The organism is Actinomadura coerulea, from assembly GCF_014208105.1.
Lineage (GTDB): Bacteria > Actinomycetota > Actinomycetes > Streptosporangiales > Streptosporangiaceae > Spirillospora > Spirillospora coerulea.
In genome coordinates, this window is record NZ_JACHMQ010000001.1 from 6733367 (window position 1) to 6757345 (window position 23979).

Sequence of the window (23979 nt, forward strand, 5' to 3'; positions counted from 1 at the left end):
GCCGGCGCCCCGGCCGGACCCCGGCCGGGCGTCAGCCCAAGGGGACCTCGGCGAGGTGCTCCCACCGGTACAGGTGGCCGTCCCTCACCTGGGCGACCAGGTGCGCGGCGCCGACACGGAACGGAACCGGATCGGGACGCCGGTCAAGGGCATCGGCGATGGGCGCGGCGGGCCCGTCGGCGTTGCTGTAGGCGACGGAGACATGCGGCGTCCAGCCGGGCTCGCCGTCGAGCGGGTGCACCCCGGCGGTCTCGGCCGCGGCCTGGCGCACCGCCTCCCGGACCGGGTCGAGCCCGCGCTCCGGACGGATGCCGAGCGCCACCCCTTCACCGTGAACCCAGAGCCGCCCGACCTCCACCTCGATCGGCGCGAGCGCGCCCAGACGGCGCCGGGCCCCCGCGACAAGCGCCTCGACCTGCTCGCGTGGAATCTCGTCCTCGAACCCGACGATCTGCGTGGTCATATGCAGCCACTCGGCGGGGACGAGGTCCAGCCCGCCCACCCCCGCGAGCATGTCCTGGTAGCGACGGACCAGACCGCTCACCTCCTGCTGCCCGTCGAGCAGGATGTGCCACAGCAGCATCCGCCGCCCGGGCCGCATCCCCGGCAACCACCACCAGTGGTCCGTCATCCGCTCAGGCATCGAGTCCACAGCCCCTCCCAACGCTCAGCGCCAGCATGCCGGACGCGCCGCGCAGGCAGGCGACTGCCCGGTCGTTGAGAGCGGGACGCCGGTTCCCCGTCCGGGGGAGCCGCTTCACCATCGCAGGCGTCGGGTGTGGCTGGATACACCCGTCGACTACGGCACGGGCAGCGGCACCGACCACTTCGCCACCCTCCACCGCCCCCTGCCCGACACGCTGCGCTGGTTCCACACCCGCACATGAGCTGAGCGGCCATGGCGAAAGAAAGTCCCGGCCGCAGAGCGGCCAGGACCCACTTCTACGAGCTCCCGAAATTCATCGACAAAGTTTGTCAGGCGAGCGGAGTGGACGAGAAGGCGGGAAAGACCCTGGTTCGGCGTAGTTTGGCCGGATGAGTGTGGTCGTTGCCGTTGTCGCGGCTTTGGTGCTCACCTGGGTGCCGGCGTTGTTGTGGGGGCGGCGGCATCGGCGGCGGGGGGATCTCGGGGGGCCGGAGCGGCGGGCGACGTTCGAGACCCTGCACACCGCTTCGCGGGCGGCGCCGGCGTTCCGGGGCGGGCTGACCGAGCAGGGGGCGCAGAAGGCGGCCCGGCATCTGCGGGCGCTGCTCGGGTGCGAGGCGCTCGCCATCACCGACGGGGAGCGGCTGCTGGCCTGGGACGGGGAGCACGACCACCACGCCGTGGACGGCCCCGGGCACGCGGAGGCCACGCGGGGGAACGGGCGCACCCAGGTGCACGACGTCGAGTGCGACCGGCTCGACTGCCCGATCCGCAGGGTCGTGGTGGTGCCGCTCGCCACCGATGACCGGGTGGTCGGGACGCTGGCCGCGTACGGGGAGGACGTTCCGGCGGGGCTGATCCGCGCCGCCGAGGAGGTCGCGCAGTGGGTGGACGCCCAGCTCGAACTCGCGGAGCTGGACCATTCGCGGACGCTGCTGATGGAGGCGGAGATGCGGGCGCTGCGGGCGCAGATCTCGCCGCACTTCGTCTACAACTCGCTGACGACGATCGCCTCGTTCGTCCGGTCCGACCCGGAGCGGGCGCGGGAGCTGCTGCTGGAGTTCGCCGGGTTCACGCGCTACTCGTTCCGGCGGCACGGCGACTTCACGACGCTGGCGGAGGAGCTGCGGTCGATCGACCGGTACCTGCTGCTCCAGCGGGCCCGGTTCGGGGAGGAACTGCGGGTGACGTTGCGGATCGCGCCCGAGGTGCTGCCGGTGGCGGTGCCGTTCCTCTGCCTGCAGCCGCTCGTGGAGAACGCCGTCCGGCACGGGCTCCAGGACCGGTCCGAGCCCGGGCTGATCACGATCATCGCGGAGGACGCGGGGGCCGACTGCGTGATCAGCGTGGAGGATGACGGGGTCGGCATGGATCCCGAGGACGTCCGCCGCCTGCTGTCGGGGGAGCGGCCCGAGCCGTCCGCCGACGACGCGGCGGGGATCGGGCTCGCCAACGTCGACGCGCGGCTGCGGCAGGTGTACGGGGACGAGTACGGCCTCGCGGTGGAGACCGGTCCGGGCGCCGGGACGAAGGTCACGGTGCGGGTGCCGAAGTACCGGCCCGGTGTCACGGCCTCTTGACGCCCGGTCGGTCCTTGACTGGAATGTGGCGGACGGCGTGGGAAGGGACGGTGCGGTGACCCTGCGTGTCCTGGCGGTGGACGACGAGGCGCCCGCGCTCGACGACCTCGTCCACCTGCTGCGCGCCGACCCGCGCATCGGCGAGATCGACACCGCCCGGGACGGGGCCGCCGCGCTCCGCAAGCTCGACCGGGCCCTCGCCGAGGGGCGTCCCGTCGCCGCCGTCTTCCTCGACATCCGGATGCCCGGCCTGGACGGCACCGTGCTCGGCCGCGTCCTCGCCCAGTTCGCCCGCGCCCCGCAGATCGTCTACGTGACGGCGTACGAGGAGCACGCCGTGGACGCGTTCGAGATCAAGGCGACCGACTACATCCTCAAGCCGGTGCGGCCGGAGCGGCTGGCCGTGGCGATCCGGCGGGTCACCGAGGCCGCCGGGGAGGACGAGGCCGCGCCGGAGCCGTCCGAGCCGGAGGCCATGCCGGTCGAGCTGGGCGGGGTGACGCGGTTCGTCACGCCCGGGGAGGTGCTGTACGTGGAGGCGCAGGGCGACTACGCGCGGCTCCACACGTCGGGCGGCAGCCATCTGGTGCGGATCCCGCTCGCCGCGCTGAGCGAGCGGTGGAGCGGCGCCGGGTTCGTCCGGGTGCACCGCAGCCATCTCGTGGCGCTGGCGGCCATCACGGAACTGCGGCTCGACTCGGGGCGCTGCACCGTGGTCGTGGGCGGCGCCGAGCTGCCCGTCGCGCGGCGGCACGTGCGCGAGCTGCGCGACCTGCTCGTCCGCCGGGCGAGGCGGTCGTTCTGAGCGCCCCGGACGCGCGGGACGCCGCGCCCGGGCGGACACTGGTCACCGGGCCGCGGACCCGGGCCGTCCGGCGGCCCCGGTACCCGGTGACGCGGGAGATCGACGAGCAGACGGGGCTCGGCGAGGCGTACATGCGGTCGCTGGTGCGCGCCCAGTGGCGGCTCGCGGCACGGCTGTGCCTGGTCCTCGCCGTGGTGGTGCTCGGCCTGCCGCTGCTGTTCGCGCTCGTCCCCGCGGTGCGCGAGCAGGAGGTGCTGGGGCTGCCGCTGCCGTGGGTGCTGCTCGGCGGGCTGATCTACCCGTGGTTCGTCGCCTGCGGCTGGTGGTACGTCCGGCAGGCCGAGCGCAACGAGGACGACTTCGCCGACCTCGTCGACCGGGCCGACCGGCTGTGAGCGCCGCGTACGGCCTGGCGGGCGTGCTGCTGGTCGTCGTCGCGACCATGCTCGTCGGCGTGCTCGGGGTGCGGATCTCGCGCACCACGTCCGACTTCTACGTCGCGTCCCGGACGGTGACGCCGCTGCGCAACGCGTCCGCGATCGGCGGGGAGTACCTGTCGGCCGCCTCGTTCCTCGGCATCGCCGGGCTGATCCTCGCCTACGGCGCCGACATGCTGTGGCTGCCCGTCGGCTGGACGGGCGGGTACCTGGTGCTGCTCGTCCTGGTGTCGGCGCCGCTGCGCCGCTCCGGCGCCTACACGCTGCCGGACTTCGCCGAGGCGCGCCTGGAGTCCATGGCGGTGCGCCGCGTCGCGAGCGTGCTCGTCGTGCTGATCAGCTGGCTCTACCTGCTTCCGCAGTTCCAGAGCGCCGGGCTGGTGCTGCGCACGGTCACGGGCGCGCCGGTGTGGACGGGCGGGGTGCTCATCGCGGTCGTCGTGGCGGCGAACGTGCTGGTCGGCGGCATGCGCAGCGTCACGATGGTGCAGGCGTTCCAGTACTGGCTGAAGCTGACCGCGCTGGCCGTGCCGCTGGTGTTCCTGCTGATGGCGTGGCGGTTCGACGGCGCGCCCGGCCTGTCGTCGGACGTTCCGCCGCGGTTCGGCGACCGGACGACCGTCGCGGTCGGCATGGCGGTCACCGTGGAGGTCGCGGCGCCCGTCCAGGTGACCGTGGACGGACGGGTGGACGGCCGCGCCTACTCCGGCTTCCCGCTCGCGCTGGGGCCCGGGACGCACCGCTTCGACAAGGACACGTCCGTGACCTTCCCGGCGGGCGCCGACGTCCCGCACGTCAGCGGGCGCCCCGCCACCACCGGAAGGGAGTGGGCGCTGCCGCTGGACGGGCGCGACCACTCCCTCTACGCCACCTACTCGCTGATCCTCGCCACGTTCCTCGGGACGATGGGGCTCCCGCACGTCCTCGTCCGCTTCTACACCAACCCGGACGGGCGCACCGCCCGCCGCACCACCGTCGTGGTGCTGACGCTCCTCGGCGCGTTCTACCTGCTGCCCGCCCTGTACGGGGTGCTCGGACGCCTCTACACGCCCGAGCTGCTGATGACCGGGCGGGCCGACGCCGTCGTCCTCACCCTGCCCGGACGGCTCGTCGGCGGGCTCGGCGGCGACCTGCTGGGCGCGCTGGTGACGGGCGGAGCGGTGGCGGCGTTCCTCTCGACGTCGTCCGGCATCACCGTGTCGGTCGCCGGGGTGCTGGCGCAGGACATCCTGCGCGGCGGCGTCCGCTCGTTCCGCGCCGGGACGCTGCTCGCGCTCGCCGTCCCGCTGGGGCTGGCGATCGCGGCCCGGTCCCTCGCCGTTGCGGACGTCGTCGGGCTGGCGTTCGCCGTCGCCGCGTCCACGTTCTGCCCGCTGCTCGTCCTCGGCGTCTGGTGGCGGCGGCTCACCGTGCCGGGCGCGCTCGCCGGGCTCGTCCTCGGCGGCGCGCTCGCCGGCACCGCGGTGGTGGTGACGATCGCCGCCGGACCGCCGCCCGGGCTGCTCGGCGCGCTGCTCGCCCAGCCCGCCGCCTGGACGGTCCCGATCGCGTTCACCGTCATGGTCCTGGTGTCGCTGTGCACGCCCGGACGGGTCCCGCGCGGCGTCGCGCGGATGATGGTGCGGCTGCACACCCCGGAGTCCCTCGACGTCGACCGGGGCACGTGGCGGCCCAAGCGGGTGTGACCGTTCGTCGCGCAGGAGCGACCGTTCGGCGACGGGGGCGGCCTTTGGCCGACGGTGAACGGCGGCTGGTCGCAGCCTTGTCCCCGACCCCTCGTCCGCCCCCCAGCAGGATCTTTACGGTTGCGCGTGACCGGCGTCACAAGCGAGGAGGGGTGGGCGTGTCCGTCGACAAGAGAGCCCCCGGCACCGTCTATGAACGGTTCCAGGGCAGCACGGAGTTCCAGGAACTCCGGCGAAGATTCCGCCGATTCGTGTTCCCGATGACCGCGGCGTTCCTCACCTGGTACCTGCTGTACGTCGTCCTCTCGGGGTGGGCGCGCGACTTCATGGGCACCGAGCTGTTCGGGGCCGTCAACGTCGCCCTGGTGTTCGGGCTGCTGCAGTTCGTCTCCACCTTCCTCATCGCCTACCTGTACGCGCGGCACGCCGAGCGCCGTCTCGACCCCGTCGCCGACGGGATCCGCGCCCGCATCGAGGCGGAGTCCTCCCCGGCCGCGGAGGAGGCCAAGTGAGCAACGAGACCCTGTCGATCACCCTGTTCCTGGTCTTCGTGGCGGCCACCCTGGCGATCACCGTGTGGGCGAGCCGCAACACCCGCAACGCCACCGACTTCTACGCCGGCGGGCGGTCGTTCTCCGGCCTGCAGAACGGCATGGCGATCGGCGGCGACTACATGTCCGCCGCGTCGTTCCTCGGCATCGCCGGGCTGATCGCCCTGTACGGCTACGACGGGTTCCTGTACTCGATCGGGTTCCTCGTCGCGTGGCTCGTGGCGCTGCTGCTCGTCGCCGAGCTGCTGCGCAACTCCGGCCGCTTCACGATGGCGGACGTGCTGGCGTTCCGGATGAGCCCCCGCCCGGTCCGCACCGCCGCCGGCGTCTCCACCATCGTCGTGTCGATCTTCTACCTGCTGGCGCAGATGGTCGGCGCGGGCGCCCTGGTGTCGCTGCTGTTCGGCTTCACCAGCGACTTCGCCAAGGGCGCGACGATCGCGCTCGTCGGCGTGCTGATGATCGTGTACGTGGTGTTCGGCGGAATGAAGGGCACCACCTGGGTCCAGATCGTCAAGGCCGTGCTGCTGATGACGGGCGCCACCCTCATCACGCTGCTGGTGCTGGGCAAGTTCGGGTTCAACCTGTCCAGCCTGCTGACGGACGCCGCCGACCAGAGCGGCAAGGGCGGCGAGTTCCTGGAGCCGGGGCTGCGCTACGCGACCGAGAAGCAGGGACTGGAAGGCAAGCTCGACCTGATCAGCCTCGGCCTCGCGCTCGTCCTCGGCACCGCCGGGCTGCCGCACATCCTGATCCGCTTCTACACCGTCCCGACCGCCCGTGACGCCCGCAAGTCGGTGCTGTGGGGCATCGGCATCATCGGCGTGTTCTACCTGCTCACGCTGGTCCTCGGCTTCGGCGCCGCCGCGCTCGTCGGGTCCAAGGAGATCGCCAAGGCCAACCCGGCCGGCAACACCGCCGCCCCGCAGCTCGCCCAGCGCATCGGCGAGATCGTCTTCGGGGACGCGGGCGGGACGATCCTGCTCGCGGTCATCGCGGCGGTCGCGTTCGCGACGATCCTCGCGGTCGTGGCGGGCCTCACGCTCGCCTCGTCCTCGTCGTTCTCCCACGACCTGTACGCCCACGTGTTCAAGAAGGGCAAGGCCTCGGAGCGGGACGAGGTGCGCGTCGCGCGCATCTCCGCCTTCGTGATCGGCGCCGTGGCGATCGTCCTCGGCATCTACGCCCAGCGCCTCAACGTGGCGTTCCTGGTCGCCCTCGCCTTCGCGGTCGCGGCGTCGGGGAACCTGCCCGCGATCCTGTACAGCCTGTTCTGGAAGCGGTTCAACACCACCGGCGCCGTCTCCGCCATCTACGGCGGCCTCGGCTCGGCCATCTTCCTGGTGGCGTTCTCGCCGGTCGTGTCGGGCTCGGAGAAGGCCCTGTTCACCGACTCCGACTTCAGCTGGTTCCCGCTGGAGAACCCCGGCATCATCTCCATCCCGTTCGGCTTCCTGTGCGGCTGGATCGGGACGCTGCTCAGCAAGGAGTTCAACGCGGAGAAGTACGCCGAGATCGAGGTCCGCTCCCTCACGGGCGCGGGCGCCGAGCCGGCGGGCGAGCACTGACCGACCACTGAGAGCCGCCGCGCGGGAGGGCCTCGCCCGGACCCGCGCGGCTCGCGGCCCCGTCCCCCTCTGCCCCCGCGGGGACGGGGCCGCACCATGCCCGGCGTCAGGCCGGTGCCGTCTCGCGGGCCTTCCACGCCCGCCCGATGGTCCGCATCAGCGTCGGGTACACGAGGGTGTACCGGAACGGCAGGATCGCGGCCATGTAGGCCTTGCCGAGCAGGCCGTTCGGCTTCACCAGGACGGCCATGTGGGCGCGGTGGCCGCCGGAGCCGTCCGGGACCCAGGCGATGTGCATCACGCCGTGCACCGTCCGGTTGGCCATCTCGGCGGCCCACTCGTCCCCGGTCAGGTAGAGCGGCCGGAACGGCAGCGAACGGGGTGCGGGGCCCGCCGGGCCGCCGCGCAGGTCGTCCGGCAGCCGCTCGCGCAGCGACGGCACCCGCCCGTCGAGCCCTGAGTCCTCCTTGTCCCAGCCGAGCAGCCGCCCGAGCCGCCAGCGGATGGCGAAGAGCACCCCGGCGACGCCGGGCAGGTGGTTCTCGCTGGAGGTCATCTGCTCCAGCAGCTTCGGGAAGTCGTCCGGCCCGCCGGTGACGGGCAGCGCCCACACGTCCTCGAGCCGGAAGTCGGGCGTGATCTCGTGGATCCGCCAGGGACGGTCGGTGTGCGCGCTCGCGGGGAGCTTCATCGCCAAGCCACCTCCAAGGTCGGCGGGCGCGCCGTCGCGCCCGCCTCCACTCAAATATACGGCACCGTATGAATCCGCCCCGGGCGGGGGGCCGTGAGATCCGGATATCCGGAGGGGAGGCGATAATGGGCTATGCCCGCCGTCCTCCGCACGCCACGCAGCAGCTGGATCGAGCAGGGCCTCAAGGCCCTCGCAGTCGGGGGGCCCGACGCGGTCCGGGTCGAGGCCCTCGCTCAGGCGCTCGGCGTCACCAAGGGCGGCTTCTACGGCCACTTCCCCGACCGCAAGGCGCTGCTGGCGGCCATGCTCGACCACTGGGAGCGGCAGTCCGTCGCCGACATGCGCGCCCAGGTCGAACGCGAGGGCGGCGACGCCCGCGCGAAGATCCGGCGGGCGGGCATGCTCACCCGGGCGGGCGACCACCTGCACATCGACCTCGCCATGCGCGACTGGGCCCGCCGCGACCCGGCCGTCGCCGAGCGCGTCCGCCGCGTGGACAACCAGCGCATGGACTACCTGCGCGAGCTGTTCGGCACCTTCTGCTCGGACCCCGACGAGGTCGAGGCCCGCAGCATGCTTGCCTTCTGCCTCCTGGTCGGCAGCCACTTCCTGGCCGCCGACCACGGCCCGAGAACCCGGAGCGAGGTAGTGGAACGCGCCGGCAGCCTCCTGCTGGGCGACACCTGACGTGCGCTGACTTGCGGCGTGTCGCCCTTATCGGCCCTCGCAGAAGGGCAACACGCCGCAAGTCAACGTGGGGGTGCCCAGTTCGGGTCGCGGCCCAGGAGGGCGGCCAGGTTGTCGATCGCCGGGCGGGACGGCTCCTCGGCCCGCGGGGGGCGGTAGGCGCCCCCGGGTCCGTTGAGGGGGCTGCCGGGCGCGGTGTTGGCGCGGGCGAGAGGCAGCGCCGCCTCGGCGATCCAGGACGGGACGGCGGGCGTGGTGCGGAGCGCGCGCGCCAGGTCCCAGCGGTGGACCAGCATGTCGACCGCGTGGATGCCGAGCACCCACTCGGTCGGCACCGGGCCCAGCCGGGGCATGGTGACGGTCTCGCCCGCCCGTTCGAGGACGGCGAGGCAGCGGGCGGCGACCAGGGCGAAGTCGCCGCGCGGGTCGGCGGAGGGTTCGAGGGGCGGCAGCGCGGTCCGCGCGATGGCCTCGTGCCGCTCGTTCATGTGGTGGAGGAGGTCCGTGACCGTCCATCCCTCGCAGGGGGTCGGGTCCGCCATCGCGGCGTCGGGGATCAGGGCCACGTCGTGGCCGATCAGGGCCACCGCGGTGGCGTCGAGGCTGAGCAGGCGGGTCATGTCGCGTCCCATCGTTGGCGAACGGTCGTTCGTCAAAACCATAGCGTACGTACGTTCGCTATTCTGGCTCCATGTCTCCTCGACACTCGGCGGCCGAAGCGGCCCGGACCCGTGAGCGGATCGTGGGCGCGGCGGTGTCCGAGGCCTCGCGGGTGGGGCTGGAAGGACTGACGGTCGGCTCGCTGGCGCAGCGGCTCGGCATGAGCAAGGCGGGCCTGGTCGGGCCGTTCGGGTCGCGCGAGCGGCTGCTCATGGCCGCGCTGGACCAGGCCTGCGAGGTCTTCCGCGCGGCGGTGACCGGGCCCCTGGACGGCCTGCCGCCCGGGCCGGAGCGTCTGGAACGGCTCATCGACGGGTGGGTCGGCTACCTGGCCGACTGCCCGTTCCCCGGGGGCTGCTTCGTCACGGCCGCCACGTCCGAGCTCGACGGGCGGCCGGGGCCGCTGCGCGACCGGCTGCGCGAGATCGTCGCGTCCCACCGCCGGGCGCTGGCGGCGGAGGTCGCCGCCGCCCAGGAGGCGCTGCCCGGTCCGCACCGCCCCGCGGAGGAGGTCGCCACGGCGCTGACGGGCCTGTCGATGGCGGCCAACCAGGAGATCCAGCTGCTCGGCGACCCCTCGGCCGCGGGCCGGGCGCGGGCCGCCATGCGCCACGCGGCCGGGCTGCCCGCCTGATCCCCGGGCCTCCGTAAATCGGTGGAACGGGGGCGCGGGCTGCCGGGAAGGTGGGGGTGTGGGGTACGGAGAGGTCGGGCGGCCGCGGGTGCCGGTCGTCGAGCTGGCCGACCGGCGGGCGCTGGAGCGGTGGCGGCCCGCCGGCGCGGAGGTTGTCGACGCGGCGCGGCGGCTGAAGGAGCGGGCGCTGCTCGAACTGGGGATGACGCACAGCGCCGTCGCGTCGTGGCTGTTCAGCAAGTGCCACCACCAGGTGCCCACGACGGCCGTGGACACGGCGGCCGTGGTCGCCTCCGGGGACGGGTCCTGCCTGCTCCTCTACAACCCCGAGTTCTTCGTGGCGATCGGGGGCGAGGGGGTGCGGTTCGTCCTGTTCCACGAGGCCCGGCACCTCGTCCAGCGGCACCTGTTCGCGGACGCCGACCTGCGGAGCGACCCGGTGTTCACGCTGGCGTGCGAGGTCACGATCAATCATGTCGCGATGGTGCGCCTCGGAGCCGGGCTCCCCGAGATCGGTGGCGCGCCCGTGGGGATCTCGCCGCGCGGCGTGTACGCGTCCTATGCCGAGGATCTGCGGGAGCAGGGCGCCGAGCCGCTCGAGTTCGAGCGGTGGGTCGAGACCGACATGAGCGTCTACCGGGAGCTCGGGCGGATGCGGAACCCGCCGGGCGCCGGGCAGGCGGCCTGCATCCACGTGCTCGTCGACGCGCTCGACCAGGAGACGGTCGCGCGGGTCGGGGACGACGTGCTGCGGAGCGTGCTCATCGCGGCGCGGCGGGGTGACCGGGTGGCGCGCGACGAACTGCTCGACCTGCTGCGGCGCACCGAGGGGGCCTCGGAGGGCGTCGACAGGATCTGGGGCGACCTCGGGGCGCACGCGCTCCGGGGCGCCACGTCGGCCACGCGGCGGGTGGAGTGGTGGCAGCGGTGGCTCGTGGACGTCCTCGCCTCGAAGCTTGAGGAGGGGGAGCGGCTCGTGTACCCGAAGAAGCGCGGCGCCGTGCTGGCGGCGCTCGGCCACGAGCCGATGCTGGCGCGGCGCGGGCCGCAGCGGGTGAAGTCGCTGGTCATCGCGCTGGACACGTCCGGGTCGATGCCGGACGGCCTCGTGGAGTGGCTGGGCGAGCTGGTCGGCCGGATCGACGGGGCCGAGGCCGAGTGGGTCGCCTTCGACGCCTCCGTGAAGCCGTTCCGGCCCGGGGAGCCGCTCCGCGGCGGGGGCGGGACGGACTTCGACGCCGTCCGGCGGCACGCGGAGGGACGGGACGAGCCCGCCGACGCCGTCATCGTGGTGACCGACGGGTACGCCGACCCGATCGCCCCGGCCGACCCGGGGAAGTGGATCTGGCTGATCACCTCCGGGGGAGACGAGTGGCCGGAGCGGCGGGGAATGGCCTGCCACCGGGTCCGCCCAGGGTGATCTTTCGGCTACGGTGACGGCTCATGGCCCCCCACCCCAGGACCCGCGCCAGGAACATCGCCCGCTGCACGGCCGGCCTGCTGCGGTTCGCGGCGCCCGGCGAGATGGACGCGCTGCTCGGCCATCTCCCGAAGAGCCGCGTCGAGGTCGCGGTGCACAGCTTCGGCAGGCCGAACCGGGTCGTCCTGGAGGCGCTGCTGCGCCGCGGCCGGCCCAGTGACCTGGACCTGCTCGTCCAGCACGCCGTGCTCGCGGGCGACCCGCCGGAGCTGCTGGGGCGGCTGCTCGACCTGGACGACCCCGAGGTCAACGCGACCCTGCTGACCGCCGAGAGCGCCCTCGGGCGCATCCCGCGGAACCTGCGCCGCCAGCTCGCCCACCAGACGTCCCGGCGGGACGGCGTGACGCCGCTGCCGCTGCCCTCCGAGGTGCGGGAGGCCCTGCTGTCCACGCGGGGGCAGGAGCCCCTCGACCACGCGCTGCTGTGCGCGGCCGACCCGGACCTGGCCGGGGACGCTCTGCTCTACCTCGGCGCGGGCGCCGATCCGCACGGCGCCGTCCTGGCCTGCCTGACGCTGCTGGACGCCGACCGGCGGGACGAGATCCGGCGGCTCGTCGAGGACGGGCGGCTGCCCGCGTTCCGCTGGGGACCGGAAGAGTCCGAGCCCAGCGTGCTGGCGTACGCGCAGGCGGCGCTGGCGAGCGCGGAGGGGGAGCGGCGGCTGCGGGAGCTCTCGCAGCGGGTGCGCAGGCCCGAGTTCCTCCGCTCGGTCGCCGAGATCGCCGACGTGGACGGCTGCGAGCCGTGGCGCGGCAGGCCGCTCGTCCGGACGGTCGTGAACCGCCGCCACCCGTGCGTCCCGCGCGTGGGCTGGGACGCGGTGCTGGCCGACGAGCCGCGGCGCCGGGCGGCGGAGGGGCCGTTCCCCCTTCGCGCGGCCCGGTTCGTGGCGAGGCGCACCGACGCCCCGCTCGACCTGGTCCGGATCGTCGTCGCCGACCATCCCGACCTGGCCGTCCTGCTGCCCGACCCCGCGCCCGAGGTGCTCGCCGACCTCGCCGCGGCGGGGGCGGGCCCGGACGTGATCGTCAAGGTCGCCGGGAACGGCTTCGCCGCCGGGACGCTGACCGCCGAGTTCGTGACCGCGACCGTCCCGGAGAAGGCGCTGCGGGCGGTCGCCGAGACGCTGTGGCTCCCGGGGCTGCGCGGCACGGCGCAGGTCAGGGCGCGGCTCGGGCTGGACGGTGACGTCCCCCTGACGCCGCCGTTCGTCGACGAGACCGGCCACGGGCGTACGCGCCGCCTCCGCGAACCCGGAGTGCGCCGCCACTGGGACCCCGTGCTCGCCTACGGCGAGCGGGCGGGACGGCTGTTCGCGGCGGACCGGGAGGTCACCGCCGACGCCGTCCTCGCGGCGGCGGACGTCGACGCCCTGCTCGCGGCGGTGGAGGTCGAGCCGCTCCTCGGCGAGGTCGAGGGCATGCCCGACCCGCGGGTGCTGCGCCGCCTCGCCGAGCACGTCGACCGGCATCTCGGCGGGCGCCCCGAAGCGTGGATGGTGGCGCTCAAGCTGCTGGAGGACGGGTTCGTCGGCACGCTCCCCGAGCTGCTCGCGACCGCCGGAGCCGTCTCCGGCTGAGCGCTCACCAGTTGACGACCTGGTAGTCCTTCAGCAGGCAGCCGCTCGGCGGGTCGCCGTCGCGCTCGCCGCGCACGATCGGGTGGTAGATCCGGGCCGCGGCGTCGACGACGTCCAGCGGCGGGCGGAACCCGGCGGCGGTCCGGCGCGCCCGCGCGGGCTCCGGCTGCTGGTCGGTGAACCAGCCAGGGTCGACGCTGGTCACGTGCACGCCGTGCTCGGCCAGCTCGGACGCGGTCGTGCGCGTCAGCATGTTCAGCGCCGCCTTCGCCATGTTCGTGTGCGGGTGCTCGGCGCCCTTGTACACGCGGTCGAACTGCCCCTCGACGGCCGAGACGTTCACCACGTACCGCCGCGGATGCCGCGAGAGCTCCAGCAGGGGACGCAGCCGTCCCAGCAGGACGAACGGCGCCGTCACGTTGATGAGCTGCACCTCCAGCAGCTCGACGGGATCGACCTCGTGCACCAGCCGCGTCCAGGAGTTGACCGGGGACGGGTCGCGCAGCAGGCCCGCGATGTCGACCGCTCCGGTCGCCAGGGGTACGGGCAGCGGGCCGGGCGCCGCGAGCCCCCGCCGGTGGTGGAGACCGCCCGCCCGCAGTTCCCCGCCCGGCGCCCCCTCGCCCGCCAGCAACTCGGCGTACGACTCCGGCGGATGCCGCAGCGTCTGCGCCGCCAGGTTCACCAGGATGTCGAGCGGCTCGCCGGCCTCGACGAGCGCGTCGCACCACCGCACGAGGGACGGGACGTCCCGCAGGTCCATGCCGGCGACCGTGAGGCGGTCGTGCCAGTCGTCCCGGTCGGCGACCTCGGCGAAGCGGCGGCGCGCGTCGGCGGGGAACCGGGTCAGGGCGGTCACGGCGGCGCCGTCCCGCAGCAGCTTCAGCACGAGCTCGAACCCGGCCTTGACCCGCCCGCCCGTGACGATCGCGCGGCGCCCCGCCAGGTCGGCCCGCGCGTGCCGGTGCCGCCGGTGCTCCCGCGCGCACGGCGGGCAGAGGCGGTGGTAGAACGCGTCGGCCTCCCGGAAGTGCGCCTTGCAGACGTAGCAGGCGCGCAGCCCGCCCGTCACCGTCCCGGACGGGACGGCCTCGCGCGGCGGCTCGGCGGGCGCGCCCTCGACGCGTCCGGCCGCGCCGGTGGCGGTCGCGGCCAGCATCCGCGCGTCGGCCGCCGCGCGCCGCAGCCGGGCCTCCGCCCGCTCGCGCTCCCGCGTCCGCCGCACGAACGCGCCCGCCGCCGCCCGCACCCGCGCCACGTCGGGGTCGCCGTCCGGAGCGTCCGCCAGTTCCGCCAGGACGCGCAGGCAGGTCCGCACATCGTCGTCGCGCATGCGCGCCATTAAATCGGCTGAACCGGACGGTCCGGACCGCTGTACTTGATCGCATGAGCATGCCGGACGGGCCGCGGCTGGCCCGCTTCATCGACACGATGATCGACCTCGGGATCACCGGGCAGGTCTTCGGCGAGCACGGCATCGGCAAGACCTCCACGTTCTTCCACCACGTCCGCCGCCGCGGGGACACCGCGCTCGTCTACGTCCCGGCCGCGAACCTCACCCCCGACGACCTGCTCGTCAACGCGCCCGTCCGGCAGGACGGGGAGCTGGTGCTGCGGCAGCTCATCATGAGGCAGCTCAAACCGGGCCGGCCGTTCGTGCTGCTCATCGACGACTCGCTCCAGGCGGGCGCGACGATCCAGTCGCAGCTCATGCAGATCGCCTGCAACTGGACGCTCGGCGAGCACGACCTGCGCGCGCTCGGCTGCGTGGGGGTGTTCCTGACCGACAACGAGACGCTCACCGAGACCGCCGCGCTCCGCACGGACCCGGCCGTCCTGGACCGGATGGCGACGCTGCGGGTCACGGCCGCCGACACCGCGTGGCGGGCCGCGCTGTCGCGCAGGTTCCGCGGCGTCGACCTCACCGGCGTGTTCCGGGTGTGGGCGTCGCTGCCCGCCGAGCTGCGCCGGCTGCTGTCGCCGCGCACGCTGGAGCACGTCCTCGACTGCGCGCTCGCCGGGCTGCCGCTCGCCTGGGGCCTGCCCCTGGTGGACGGACGCCGCCTGCCCCTGGCCGCCTCGGGCGGGAAGCGGGCGAACGACCAGGCCCCCGAGATCCTCGGCCGCATCGCCTCCGAGCTGCGGCGCGCCGGGGCCGACGTCCCGGACCCGGCGCACGTGCCGGACGCCGTCCGCCGGGTCGTCCGCACGGCGATCGAGCGGCGCTGGGCCGTGCTCGTGCAGGGACCTCCCGGCTGCGGCAAGACGGAGGTGGTGAAGGAGGTGGTCCGGGACGAACTCGGCGCGGACCCGCTCTACTTCTCGCTGCCCGTCACCAACGTGGAGGACTTGTGCGCGCCCGTCCCGACCCTGGACGGAACCCTCGACAACCTTTTGTCGGGCCCGTTCCTGGAGCCCGGTGACAAGGCCATCGTCTGGGACGAGTACAACCGCCCCAAGGACAAGGCCACCTTCGCCCGCCTCATGGAGGTCACGCAGGAGTGGTCCCTGGCCGGGCGACGCATCAAGGGTCTCCGCGCCCAGATCGCCTTGCAGAATCCTCCGTACCCCTCGAAGGCGGCATGATCACCACCGCCGACGCGGAGACCGCCCGGACGCTGCGGCTGCTGCGCAACCAGGGCATGGAGCAGCGCTACGCCAACGAGATCGTCGGCGCCAACGTGCGGCTCACCGACGTCGCCGCGGCCATCGGCCGCGTGCAGCTCGGGCGGCTGCCCGGCTGGACCGAGCGCCGCATCGCCAACGCCCGGTTCCTGGACGCCAAGATCACCGGGGCCGCGGTGCCGCCGGTCGCGCCCGGCGTGCGGCACGTCTACCACCAGTACACCGTTCGCGTCGCCGGCGACCGGGACGCCTTCCAGCGGCGCCTCGACGAGCGGAAGGTCGGCAGCGCCGTCTACTACCCGACGCCCGTCCACCGGCTCAGGCCGTTCCTGAAGGACGGCGCCCCGGACCCGCGCTGGGACCTGCCCGAGACCGAGCGCGCGGCGGCCGAGGTGCTGTCGCTGCCGGTGCACCCGTCCCTCGCCGACGACGAGCTGGCGCGCGTGGCGGACGCGGTCAACGCCGCCGGGGCCGCGTCGTGAGCGCGCCGCTGCGCGCGGGCCTGGTCGGGCTGGGCGTGATGGGACGCAACCACGCCCGGGTCCTGTCCGGGCTGGACGGCGTCGACCTCGTCGGCATCGTCGACCCGGCCGGGCGGCCCGACGGCGCCCCGCACGGGGTGCCGATGATGGCCTCCCTCCAGGACCTGCTGGACGCCGGCGTCGACTACGCGGTGGTCGCCTGCCCGACGGCGCTGCACGAGGAGATCGGGCTCGCGCTCGCCGAGGGCGGCGTCGGCGCGCTGATCGAGAAGCCGCTCGCCGAGTCGGTGGAGGCCGCCGAACGGCTCGTGACGGCGTTCGAGTCGCGCGGTCTCGTGGCCGGGGTCGGCCACATCGAGCGCTACAACCCGGCGCTGCAGAGCATGCGGACCCGGCTGGAGGCGGGCGAGCTGGGCGAGGTGTTCCAGGTCGTCACGCGCCGCCAGGGCCCGTTCCCGCACCGGATCGCCGACGTCGGCGTCGTCAAGGACCTCGCGACCCACGACATCGACCTGACCGGGTGGGTGACCGGCCAGGACTACGTGTCGGTCTCCGCGCACACCGTGGCGCGCAGCGGCCGCCCCCACGAGGACATGGTCGCCGCCGTCGGCCGCCTGGCCGACGGCGCCATGGCCAACCACCTGGTGAACTGGCTGAGCCCGTTCAAGGAGCGCACCACCGTCGTCACCGGCGAGCGCGGATGCTTCATCGCCGACACGCTCACCGCCGACCTCACCTTCTACGCCAACGGGGAGGTGAGCACCGAGTGGGAGGCGCTGCGCGCGTTCCGCGGCGTCTCCGAGGGCGACATGATCCGGTATGCGATCCCCAAGCGCGAGCCGCTGCTGGTCGAGCACGAGCGCTTCCGCGACGCGGTCCTCGCCGGCCCCGGCGGGGCGGCCCAGGGCGACGTCGTCACCCTGCGGCAGGGCCTGCGGACGGTCCAGGTGTCGGCCGCCGTCCTGAAGTCCGCCCGCCTCGGCGAGACGGTGACGCTCCTCCCCGAGGAGGCCCTCGGTGCCGTCTGACGGAAGTGCCGGGGTGCCCGACGTCACCGTCGTGGTCGCGGTCTACAACACGATGCCGTACCTGACCGACTGCCTGAACTCGCTGGTGGGGCAGAGCATCGGCCCGGACCGCATGGAGGTCGTCGCGGTCGACGACGGCTCCACCGACGGCAGCGGCGCCGAGCTCGACCGGTTCGCCGCGCAGTACCCCGGCGTCATCAGGGTGCTGCGCCAGCCGAACTCCGGCGGCCCGGCGTCTCCCAGCAACCGCGCGCTGGACCACGCGACCGGCCGCTACGTCTACTTCGTCGGCGCCGACGACTACCTGGGCACCGAGGCGCTGGAGCGCATGGTCGCGGCGGCCGACGAGTGGGGCTCGGACGTCCTGGTCGGGAAGATGGAGGGCGTCAACGGGCGGGCCGTCCGGCGGCCCGAGCTGTTCGCCGAGAACCGCCCCGAGATCGACCTGTACGACTCGGTGCTGCCGTGGGTGCTGTCGAACTGCAAGCTGTTCAGCCGCGAGCTGGTGGAGCGGCACAAGCTGCGGTTCCACGAGCACATGCGGATCGGCAGCGACCAGCCGTTCACCCTCGAGGCCTGCGTGCGCGCCCGGCGGATCTCCGTCCTCGCCGACTACACCTGCTACTACGCGGTGCTGCGCGACGACGGCGGCAACATCACGCAGGGCGCCGTCCAGGTCCACACCCGGCTCGAATGCGCGGAGAGCCTGTTCGGCGTCGTCGCCGACCTGATCGAACCCGGCCCGAAGCGGGACGCGATCCTCAGGCGGCACACCCGCTGGGAGCTGACGATGCCGACGCGGGAGGGGTTCCTCGAACTCGACCGCGCGACGCAGGAGGACGTCTGCGCCCGCGTCGGTGGCCTCGTCGAGCGCTACGTGACCGACGAGGTCCTCTACACGCTGCCGATCGTCCGCCGCGCCCGGCTCCGGCTGGCGCAGCTCGGCGAGGTCGACCTGCTGTGCGAGGCGATCCGGGACGGGGTCGCCGAGCGGCCCTACCCGATCGCGCTCAAGAACGGCCGGACCTACCTCGCCTACCAGGGCTTCGAGGACCCGCGCCTCGGACTGCCGGACGACCTGTTCGAGATCACCAAGGGGATGCGCAAGCGGCTGTCCCGGGAGGTGCGGACGGTCGCCGCGCGGTGCGGACGGGACACGGTGGACATCACCGTCCGGACCCCGCTCACCGGCCCCGAGGCCGGCGACCCCGCGACCGTGCGGCTCGCGCTCGCCCCCCGCGGCGGCGGGGAGACCCTCGGCCTCGACGAGTACACCACCCGCGAGGCGCGCGAGGACGGCCTGCACGTCACCGCCCGGATCCCGGCGGCGCTCATCGCGGCGTCCGGCCGGAACCGGCACGCCCTCCGGCTGGTCGTGCGGGCGGCGGGCGAGACGCACGACGTCCCCGTGCCGCCGGGGGCGTCCGTCGTGCCCGGCCCGCGCGGCGAGCTGTTCTGGCACCGGGCCAGGCCCTACCGGCTGGGGGTCTCCGGCGACGACCGGCACGGCACGATGATCGAGACACGTCCGGTACGTCCGGCCCAGGCCGTCGCCCAGCGGGTCCGGCGCGTGACGTCCCTTGGAGGTAAGTAGCACATGCGGATCTGCGTGGTCGCGCTCGGCAAGATCGGTCTCCCGCTCGCGGTGCAGTTCGCCCGCAAGGGCCACCAGGTGATCGGCGCCGACGTGGACGAACGTGTCGTGGCCGAGGTCAACGCCGGGCGCGAGCCGTTCCCCGGCGAGGCGGAGCTTGACGTCCACCTCGCCGAGGCGGTGCGGGCGGGGCTGCTCACCGCGACGACCGACACGGCGGCGGCGGTCGCCGAGTCCGAGGCGGTCGTCGTGGTGGTGCCCCTGTTCGTCGACGCGGAGGGCGTCCCGGACTTCGGCTGGATGGACGCCGCGACCCGCTCCATCGCGCAGGGCCTGCGCCCCGGCACGCTCGTCAGCTACGAGACGACGCTGCCCGTCGGCACCACCCGGGACCGCTGGGCCCCGATGCTGGCGGAGGGCTCGGGCCTCACCGCGGGCGACGGCTTCCACCTGGTGTTCAGCCCGGAGCGCGTGCTGACCGGCCGGATCTTCGCCGACCTGCGCCGCTACCCCAAGCTCGTCGGCGGCATCGACGAGGCGTCCGCCCGGCACGGCGTCGAGTTCTACGAGCGGGTCCTCGACTTCGACGAGCGGCCCGACCTCGACCGCCCGAACGGCGTCTGGGACCTCGGTTCCGCGGAGGCGGCGGAGCTCGCCAAGCTCGCCGAGACCACCTACCGCGACGTCAACATCGGCCTCGCCAACCAGTTCGCCCGCTACGCCGACGCGGCGGGCGTGGACGTCATGAAGGTCATCGAGGCCTGCAACACCCAGCCGTACAGCCACATCCACAAGCCGGGCATCGCCGTCGGCGGCCACTGCATCCCGGTGTATCCGCGGATGTACCTGTGGAACGACCCGGACGCGACCGTCGTCCGCGCCGCCCGCGAGGCCAACACGGGCATGCCCGAGTACGCCGTCGGCCTCCTCGCCGACGCCTACGGCGACCTGACCGGCGCGGGCGTCCTCGTGCTGGGCGCGGCGTACCGGGGCGGCGTCAAAGAGACGGCGTTCTCCGGCGTCTTCCCCACGGTCGAGGCGCTGCGGCGGCGCGGCGCCGTCCCGTACGTGTCCGACCCGATGTACACCGCCGAGGAACTGGAGGCCCTGGGCCTGCCGCCCCACCGCGGCGAGTCGGTCACGGCCGCGATCGTGCAGGCCGACCACTCCGCCTACCGCGAACTCGGCGCGGACGACCTGCCGGGCGTCAAGGCCCTGGTCGACGGCCGCCGCGTCACCGACGCCGCCCGCTGGCCCGGCGTCGCCCACGTCGTGATCGGCGCCCCCGCCGCCGAGCAGAAGGCGCCGGCCGGGCGGCCGGCGCCCGCCGAGAGGTGAAAATGAGAGAAGCCGGCAACCGCGACGTCGCGGTCGTCACCCCCTGGTACCCGATTCCGCAGACGCCCTTCGCCGGGGCGTTCGTCCAGGCGATGGTGGAGGCGACGGCGCCGGGGTGCGGCGAGGTCACCGTCTACCAGACCGACGCGTGGTCGGCGAAGATGAAACCGGAGGCCGCGGCCGCCGCGGCCGAGGCGCACCGGGCCCTCATGCCGCGGGCGCTGCACCGCGCGACGACCGTCGCGGGCACCGGGCTGCTGCGCGTCCCGGTGCTGATCCCGGCCGGATGCAGCTACGCCGAGCTCGCCCGGCACCACGCGGCATGGCTGCGTGAGGCACTGGGCGGCGAGCCGTTCCCGGAGCCGGTGGTGCACGCCCACGTGGGGTTGCGGGGCGGCTGGCCGGCGCTGGAGAACGCGCGTCCGGACGCGAGGGTGTTCGTGACCGAGCACGCCTCCTACCTCGACAAGGTCCTCGAACAGCCGGACTCGCGCGACATGTACGAGCAGGTCCTGGACCGCTGCACGCGCTTCTTCGCGGTGACGGAGGCCCTGCGCGAGCAGTTGCTGGCGGTTTTCCCGGCGTACTCCGGCAAGATCGACGTGATCTCCAACCCGATCTCGTTCGGCACGGCCCGTCCCCGGCCGGTCACCGAGCTGCGCCGCTGGCTGTACGTGGGCAGCCTCATCGAGCGCAAGGGCGTCGGCTGGCTGCTGGAGGCGTTCGCCAAGTGCCATGCGGAGGACCCCGCGCTGACGCTCACGATGGTCGGGGCGGGAGCCCTGGGCGACCAGCTCGCGCAGCGCGCCGCGGAGCTGGAGGTCCAGGACGCCGTGTCGTTCGTCCCCCCGGTCCCCCCGGACGAGGCCCACAGGCTCATGCGCGAGCATGATCTTCTCGTCCACGCGGCCCGCTGGGAGACGTTCGGGGTGTCGGTCATCGAGGCCGTGGCCGCCGGGATGCCGGTGCTCGTCACGCGCTGCGGTGGGCCCGAGCGGACCCTGGCGGGCGTGGAGAGCGCCGCGGGAGAGATGATCGAGGTCCGGGAGGACGCGGAATCGATCGTCGGCGGGTACCGCCGGCTGCGGGACCGGTTCCCGCACGACCTCGACCTGGCCGAGGCCGGGCGGGTGCTGGAGTCGCGGTTCGGGTACCGCGCCGTGGCCGATGAGCATCACCGGCACTGGTTCCCGGAACCGGGTCCGAACGGGGGAGGAGAATCGTGAACGTCCTTTTTCTCGCCCTGGGAGCCTCGCGCAAGGGCGCCGTCTCCGCGGAGGCCGAGCGCGTCATCGCGGGCGGCGGGACCGCGACCGTGCTGATCGGCAAGCCGTCGGCGTGGCGCAAGCACCCGCTCCCGGAGGGCGCCGAGGTCGTCGAGCTGGCCGAGGTCGAGCGCGGCTACCGGCCCGGCTGGGTGCGGTTCTGGCTGTACCGGGCACCGCGGCTGGTGCTGCGGATCTGCCTGCCCGGGCCGCTGCGCCGATGGCGCGACCGGCTCGACAACGCCTACCGGCGCCGCGTCGCGAAGCCCCTGAACCGCCGGCTGGCCCGCCGCTACCGGCGCGACCCCGTCCAGGTCCGCCGCCGGGCCGTCGAGCGGGACGTGATCTCCGGCCGGTCCGTCGGCCTCGTCGTCGTCGGCGACGCCCAGTCACTCGTGACGGCCTCCGAGCTCGCGGACGTCCTGACGGGCACGGGGGCGCCCCTCGCCTACACCATCGACCACCACCTACCCACGGCCGGTCACGCCAGAGGATGAAGCCATGTCCCCCCACCGCCGCCCGCGCCTGCTCTACCTCGCCTTCTACTTCCCCCCTTCCCGGGCGAGCGGGGTCTACCGGGCACGAGCCACCGCCAACCGCCTCGTCCAGCAGGGCTTCGACGTCACGGTCTTCACGGCGCCGCTGCCCTTCCTGTACGACACCATCGGGTCGGTCGACGAGAAGCTCGGCGAGACCGTCGACCCGAGCATCACGGTGGTGCGGCCCAAGCTGAACCAGTACTCCTGGCAGACGGAACTCCAGGACTACAGCGGCTTCCGGGGCAGGTTCCCCCACCTGGCCCAGTCGATGTACGAGTGGGGGCAGGAGCACCGCTTCCCGGAACGGTACGGTTCGTGGGCCCGCGCCTGCGTCCGCAAGGCTCTGCGCATGCACGCGCGCCGCCGGTTCGACGTGGTGCTGGCGACCGGCAACCCGTTCGCGTCGTTCGGTGCGGCCTGGCGCCTTCACCAGCTGGCTCGGATCCCCTACATCCTCGACTACCGGGACTCCTGGACGCTCGACCTGTTCAGCGAGGAGCCCGCGTTCGCGGACGGCGACCCGGCCTGGAAGTGGGAGAGCCGGGTGTTGGGATCCGCGTCCGGCATCGTGTTCGTCAACGAGGCGCTGCGGACCTGGCACGCGGAGCGCTACCCCGGCCAGGCCGACCGGATGTTCGTGGTCCCCAACGGCTGGGACGCCGACACGTTCCCGGCCGTCGCCGAGCCGCCGCCGTCGGCCGCCGCGCCCGCCGGGGGCCTCGCGCCCCGCTTCGCCTACGTCGGAACACTGACCGGCAAGCAGCCGATCGAGCAGATGGTCGAGGGGTTCCGCCGTGCCCGCGAGCATCCCGACATGGCGAACGCGGAACTGGACCTCCACGGATACCTCGGGTTCTTCAAGGGGTCGGACGGCGGGCTCCGCAAGCGGCTCGCCGCCGGAGCCGGCGACGCGGAGCCGGACGCTCCGGGGGAGCAGGACCCCGCGCCCTCGGTGCGGTACCGCGGCCCGGTGTCCAAGACGGAGATCGCCGAGGTCTACCGGACGTCCGACGTGCTGGTCTTCCTGGCGGGCGGCGCGCGCTACGTGACCTCCGGGAAGATCTTCGAGTACATGGCGGCGGGACGGCCCATCGTGTCGGTCCACGCCCCCGGCTCCGCGGCCGAGGAGATCCTCCGGGACTACCCGCTGTGGTTCAACCCGGGCGGTCTCGACCCGGAGGACATCGCCGCGTCGATGGTCGCGGCGGCCAAGGCCGCGGCCGGGCTCGACGGGCGGCAGGTCACGGAGGCGCGCGGGTACGCCGACCGGTTCGAGCGGAACGTCGCGCTGGAGCCGCTCGTCCAGCGGCTGGCAGGGCTGGCGGGCCGTAAGCGGGCCGTGGCCGGATGACGGCGCCGGAAGAGACGGTGCCGGAAACGACGGTGCCGGAAACGACGGTGCGGGAGGGTGACGACGTGAACGGTGAACGACCCCCGCGGGTCCTGCTCGTGGCCATGGACCCCGATCGCAAGCGCAAGAACGTCATCCGGCTGGCCGCCCACTTCCTGGACGAGGGCGCGCACGTGGACGTTCTGACCGCCGAGCGGCGCGGCTGGACGAGCGGGCCCGGCTGCACCGGCTCGACCAGGCGGAGGCCAGGCATCCCCTGCCGTGGCTGGAGCGCGCCATCGTCGTCCGGGCGCCGCGGCTCGTGGTGCGTCCGCTGGCACGGCTCGGTCGTCCCGGCGCGGTGCTGGAACGGGTGCGGGGCCGGCTGAGCAGTGCCGTCCACCGGCGGCTGTTCCTGCCGTTCTACCGGCACGTCCGGCCGCTGCTGCTGGCCCGGCTCGCCCGCCGGAAAGTCCTGCGTGACATCGACATGACCCAGGTGGTGCGGGTCGTCGTCGCCGACAGGGACGGGGTTCCGCTCGCCTGGAGGCTGGCGCGGCGGCATCCCGGCGTCACCGTGACGACCCGGATGGACAAGTCGCTGGAAGCCCGGGGCTGACCCCGTCGCGGGCCGGCGCGGCCGACCCGCGACGACCCTTGACGACCCGCGACGACCGTTTCCGTTCGCCCGGCGTTCACCGCGCCCTCACCGGCTGTCGAGGCCAGACCTCACATACTTGCAGGTGAGTCGCGTCTTACCGCCGAACGACCGTG

The 23979-nt window shown here is 73.9% G+C and carries 24 protein-coding genes; 20 read left to right on the forward strand and 4 right to left on the reverse strand.

Features of this window, described 5'->3' with window-relative positions:
- Window positions 1-31: 31 nt before the first annotated feature.
- Window positions 32-643, reverse strand: coding sequence for a 2'-5' RNA ligase family protein (locus tag BKA00_RS31245; RefSeq protein ID WP_230299057.1), 612 nt, complete (start codon window positions 641-643; stop codon window positions 32-34).
- A gap of 392 nt (window positions 644-1035) precedes the next feature.
- Between BKA00_RS31245 and BKA00_RS31250 the strand changes: the two genes are divergently transcribed.
- From BKA00_RS31250 to BKA00_RS31275, 6 genes are all read left to right on the forward strand, one after another.
- Window positions 1036-2226, forward strand: coding sequence for a histidine kinase (locus BKA00_RS31250; RefSeq protein WP_185031157.1), 1191 nt, complete (start codon window positions 1036-1038; stop codon window positions 2224-2226).
- A 55-nt stretch (window positions 2227-2281) separates the two neighbouring features.
- Complete coding sequence (locus tag BKA00_RS31255; RefSeq protein ID WP_185031159.1) at window positions 2282-3031, forward strand: LytR/AlgR family response regulator transcription factor; 750 nt, start codon at window positions 2282-2284, stop codon at window positions 3029-3031.
- Between the two features lie 86 nt (window positions 3032-3117).
- Window positions 3118-3426: a DUF485 domain-containing protein gene (locus tag BKA00_RS31260; protein WP_229810239.1), complete on the forward strand. Its 309-nt coding sequence runs from the start codon at window positions 3118-3120 to the stop codon at window positions 3424-3426.
- Window positions 3423-5153 (forward strand): sodium/solute symporter, encoded by a 1731-nt coding sequence (locus BKA00_RS31265; RefSeq protein ID WP_185031160.1) that lies wholly within the window; start codon window positions 3423-3425, stop codon window positions 5151-5153. Before BKA00_RS31260 ends, BKA00_RS31265 begins: the two co-directional genes overlap by 4 nt.
- A 158-nt stretch (window positions 5154-5311) precedes the next feature.
- On the forward strand, window positions 5312-5665 hold the full coding sequence (locus BKA00_RS31270; RefSeq protein WP_230299050.1) for a DUF485 domain-containing protein: 354 nt from the start codon (window positions 5312-5314) through the stop codon (window positions 5663-5665).
- Window positions 5662-7272 carry a solute symporter family protein gene (locus tag BKA00_RS31275; RefSeq protein ID WP_185031164.1) on the forward strand — a complete coding sequence of 537 codons (1611 nt, stop codon included), beginning with the start codon at window positions 5662-5664 and terminating at the stop codon, window positions 7270-7272. Before BKA00_RS31270 ends, BKA00_RS31275 begins: the two co-directional genes overlap by 4 nt.
- A 106-nt stretch (window positions 7273-7378) precedes the next feature.
- Here the strand turns inward: BKA00_RS31275 and BKA00_RS31280 are convergent, their stop codons facing one another.
- Complete coding sequence (locus tag BKA00_RS31280) at window positions 7379-7963, reverse strand: DUF2867 domain-containing protein (protein WP_185031166.1); 585 nt, start codon at window positions 7961-7963, stop codon at window positions 7379-7381.
- A 132-nt stretch (window positions 7964-8095) separates the two neighbouring features.
- Here BKA00_RS31280 and BKA00_RS31285 point away from each other — a divergent pair, with 132 nt between their 5' ends.
- Window positions 8096-8650, forward strand: coding sequence for a TetR/AcrR family transcriptional regulator (locus tag BKA00_RS31285; RefSeq protein WP_185031168.1), 555 nt, complete (start codon window positions 8096-8098; stop codon window positions 8648-8650).
- Window positions 8651-8712: 62 nt separating this feature from the next.
- On the opposite strand, the gene BKA00_RS31290 is transcribed toward BKA00_RS31285, so the two are convergent.
- Window positions 8713-9306: a maleylpyruvate isomerase family mycothiol-dependent enzyme gene (locus BKA00_RS31290; RefSeq protein WP_221493363.1), complete on the reverse strand. Its 594-nt coding sequence runs from the start codon at window positions 9304-9306 to the stop codon at window positions 8713-8715.
- Window positions 9307-9341: 35 nt separating this feature from the next.
- On the opposite strand from BKA00_RS31290, the gene BKA00_RS31295 reads away from it, so the two are divergent.
- From BKA00_RS31295 to BKA00_RS31305, 3 genes are read left to right on the forward strand one after another with little or no spacing between them, the layout of a single operon-like run.
- On the forward strand, window positions 9342-9944 hold the full coding sequence (locus BKA00_RS31295) for a TetR/AcrR family transcriptional regulator (RefSeq protein ID WP_185031170.1): 603 nt from the start codon (window positions 9342-9344) through the stop codon (window positions 9942-9944).
- Window positions 9945-10002: 58 nt separating this feature from the next.
- On the forward strand, window positions 10003-11364 hold the full coding sequence (locus BKA00_RS31300; RefSeq protein ID WP_185031171.1) for a DUF2201 family putative metallopeptidase: 1362 nt from the start codon (window positions 10003-10005) through the stop codon (window positions 11362-11364).
- A gap of 23 nt (window positions 11365-11387) precedes the next feature.
- Entirely contained in the window at window positions 11388-13004 is a 1617-nt protein-coding gene (locus BKA00_RS31305; protein ID WP_185031172.1) for a hypothetical protein, read from the forward strand.
- Between the two features lie 4 nt (window positions 13005-13008).
- Here BKA00_RS31305 and BKA00_RS31310 read toward each other — a convergent pair whose 3' ends face one another.
- Complete coding sequence (locus tag BKA00_RS31310; protein WP_230299052.1) at window positions 13009-14337, reverse strand: SDR family NAD(P)-dependent oxidoreductase; 1329 nt, start codon at window positions 14335-14337, stop codon at window positions 13009-13011.
- A gap of 53 nt (window positions 14338-14390) precedes the next feature.
- On the opposite strand from BKA00_RS31310, the gene BKA00_RS31315 reads away from it, so the two are divergent.
- The 10 genes from BKA00_RS31315 (at window position 14391) to BKA00_RS31360 (ending at window position 23824) form a co-directional block, all read left to right on the forward strand.
- Window positions 14391-15590: a hypothetical protein gene (locus tag BKA00_RS31315; RefSeq protein WP_221493364.1), complete on the forward strand. Its 1200-nt coding sequence runs from the start codon at window positions 14391-14393 to the stop codon at window positions 15588-15590.
- Window positions 15587-16111, forward strand: a complete 525-nt coding sequence (locus BKA00_RS31320; RefSeq protein WP_185031176.1) for a DegT/DnrJ/EryC1/StrS family aminotransferase — start codon at window positions 15587-15589, stop codon at window positions 16109-16111. The genes BKA00_RS31315 and BKA00_RS31320 overlap by 4 nt, the downstream gene beginning before the upstream one ends.
- Window positions 16108-17139 carry a Gfo/Idh/MocA family protein gene (locus BKA00_RS31325; protein ID WP_185031177.1) on the forward strand — a complete coding sequence of 344 codons (1032 nt, stop codon included), beginning with the start codon at window positions 16108-16110 and terminating at the stop codon, window positions 17137-17139. Before BKA00_RS31320 ends, BKA00_RS31325 begins: the two co-directional genes overlap by 4 nt.
- Window positions 17129-18733: a glycosyltransferase family 2 protein gene (locus BKA00_RS31330; protein WP_221493365.1), complete on the forward strand. Its 1605-nt coding sequence runs from the start codon at window positions 17129-17131 to the stop codon at window positions 18731-18733. The genes BKA00_RS31325 and BKA00_RS31330 overlap by 11 nt, the downstream gene beginning before the upstream one ends.
- A gap of 3 nt (window positions 18734-18736) precedes the next feature.
- A complete protein-coding gene (locus tag BKA00_RS31335; protein WP_185031185.1) occupies window positions 18737-20071 on the forward strand; it encodes a nucleotide sugar dehydrogenase in 1335 nt (444 codons plus the stop codon).
- 2 nt (window positions 20072-20073) lie between these two features.
- Window positions 20074-21297 (forward strand): glycosyltransferase, encoded by a 1224-nt coding sequence (locus tag BKA00_RS31340; protein WP_221493366.1) that lies wholly within the window; start codon window positions 20074-20076, stop codon window positions 21295-21297.
- Window positions 21294-21833, forward strand: a complete 540-nt coding sequence (locus BKA00_RS31345) for a hypothetical protein (protein ID WP_185031187.1) — start codon at window positions 21294-21296, stop codon at window positions 21831-21833. Before BKA00_RS31340 ends, BKA00_RS31345 begins: the two co-directional genes overlap by 4 nt.
- 4 nt (window positions 21834-21837) lie before the next feature.
- Entirely contained in the window at window positions 21838-23226 is a 1389-nt protein-coding gene (locus BKA00_RS31350) for a glycosyltransferase (RefSeq protein ID WP_221493367.1), read from the forward strand.
- 65 nt (window positions 23227-23291) lie between these two features.
- Window positions 23292-23594, forward strand: a complete 303-nt coding sequence (locus BKA00_RS31355; protein ID WP_185031189.1) for a hypothetical protein — start codon at window positions 23292-23294, stop codon at window positions 23592-23594.
- The gene (locus BKA00_RS31360; RefSeq protein WP_185031191.1) at window positions 23579-23824 is read left to right on the forward strand and encodes a hypothetical protein; all 246 of its coding nucleotides are present in this window, start codon (window positions 23579-23581) and stop codon (window positions 23822-23824) included. Before BKA00_RS31355 ends, BKA00_RS31360 begins: the two co-directional genes overlap by 16 nt.
- Window positions 23825-23979: the final 155 nt, after the last annotated feature.